The organism is Rhodococcus sp. T7 (genome assembly GCF_009872365.1).
In the GTDB taxonomy this organism is placed as follows: domain Bacteria; phylum Actinomycetota; class Actinomycetes; order Mycobacteriales; family Mycobacteriaceae; genus Rhodococcus_F.
Genome location: NZ_WXYH01000389.1, coordinates 821,731 through 823,164 on the forward strand (window position 1 = coordinate 821,731; position 1,434 = coordinate 823,164).

The 1,434-nt window shown below is 67.2% G+C and carries 2 protein-coding genes; both read right to left on the minus strand.

What is annotated here, in order from left to right:
• Positions 1-73: 73 nt before the first annotated feature.
• A complete protein-coding gene (locus MLGJGCBP_RS47870; protein WP_007300077.1) occupies positions 74-643 on the minus strand; it encodes an ester cyclase in 570 nt (189 codons plus the stop codon).
• 56 nt (positions 644-699) lie between these two features.
• On the minus strand, positions 700-1,434 hold a 735-nt coding region (locus tag MLGJGCBP_RS47875; RefSeq protein WP_160097898.1), incomplete at its 5' end, for an aldehyde dehydrogenase family protein.

Consider the following 1,434-nt stretch of genomic DNA (forward strand, 5'->3'; position numbering starts at 1 on the left):
TCAAACCGATCAACAACGTCTGCCACACCGAAGAGTCTGCAGCACAACACCACAAATCATTGGGAGACACACCCTAGTGGAACGCTGTCCCGGCGGCAGTGGTCTTGCGTGCTCGCCGTTTGGCGAAAGCGTTTCGGATCAGAATGGCCGGGGTCGGCGGGATCCACCCGGCTTGTTGTGCCATACCGAGGTCGTCGCGGACGGCCCAGTGTTCGATCAACCTGCCGTCGACGAACCGTAACCAGTGTGTTTGGCGGACGGAGAAGCTTTTTCCGGTCGGCGCGAAGGCCTGGTCGACCCGACCGTGTTCGTCGTAGGTCACGAACGGCCCGACCTGGCGGCCGGTCATGACGGTATCGAGCACGACGAGATCGTCCGCTGCCACGGCGTGCAGGACGTCGTGGTGCAACTCGGCAAATGCGCCTCGTAACCACAGCGCGGTCGCGTAGAACCCTTCGGGGCCGATGACTCTGGTGTCCGGGGGTTCGGTCCGAGACTCGCGATTGATGGCGTCGGGGTGCACCAGTTCCTCGAACGTGGCGCGGTCGCCGTCGGCCATCATCTCCATGCAGCGCACGGCGACGGACGTGATGTCCGAGGGGCTTGTTGGTGTGGTGGCCGGGGTCGGTTGTTCGGTGTTCACGGCGGGCCTCCTTGCCGTTGAAGGTTGGATTTCGGGTGAGTGAGTTCGAAACGTTGTTACCGTGCGTGCCGGAGCCGGAACATCCAGGTGGCGATCCTCATGTCCCGTTCCGCGCGTTCGAGCGCGAACAGTTTCAAGGGGGCTGGGTATCTTTCGACGGTCAGGGCGTGGGCGCGGCTGAACTCGAACAGCCCGTCGGCGCCGTGCACGCGGCCGAAGCCGGATTCACCGATCCCACCGAACGGCAGTGCCGGGATGGCGCCGTAGCTGAAGACCGAGTTGACCGACACGGCCCCGCTGCGCAGGCGGTGGGCGAGCGCGGTGCCGCGGGCCCGCTTCCGGGTGAAGACCGACGCCCCGAGCCCATAGGCGGTGGCGTTGGCCCGCTCGACCGCCTCGTCGAGATCCCCGACCTTGTTGACCACCACGGTGGGGCCGAAGGTCTCCTCCCGCACCGCGGTAGAGGTTTCCGGGACGTCGGTGAGGATCACCGGGTCGATGTAGCGCTCGTGCACCGCGCCCACACCGCCGACGACCGCGGTGCCGCCCCGGGTGAGGGCGTCCGCGATGTGATCGCGCACGATGTCGACCTGGCGGGGCAGGGTCATCGGCCCGTAGGTGGCGGTGTCGTCGCCACCGGGACGCACCCGCTTCGCCGCGGCCGCGAGTTTGTCGAGGAACCGGTGGTAGACGGGTTCGACGACGTAGACGCGCTCGACACCGGCGCAGACCTGGCCGGCGTTGCCGAACGCGCCGACGGCGGCGGCTTCGGCGGCCTTGTCCAGGTCGGC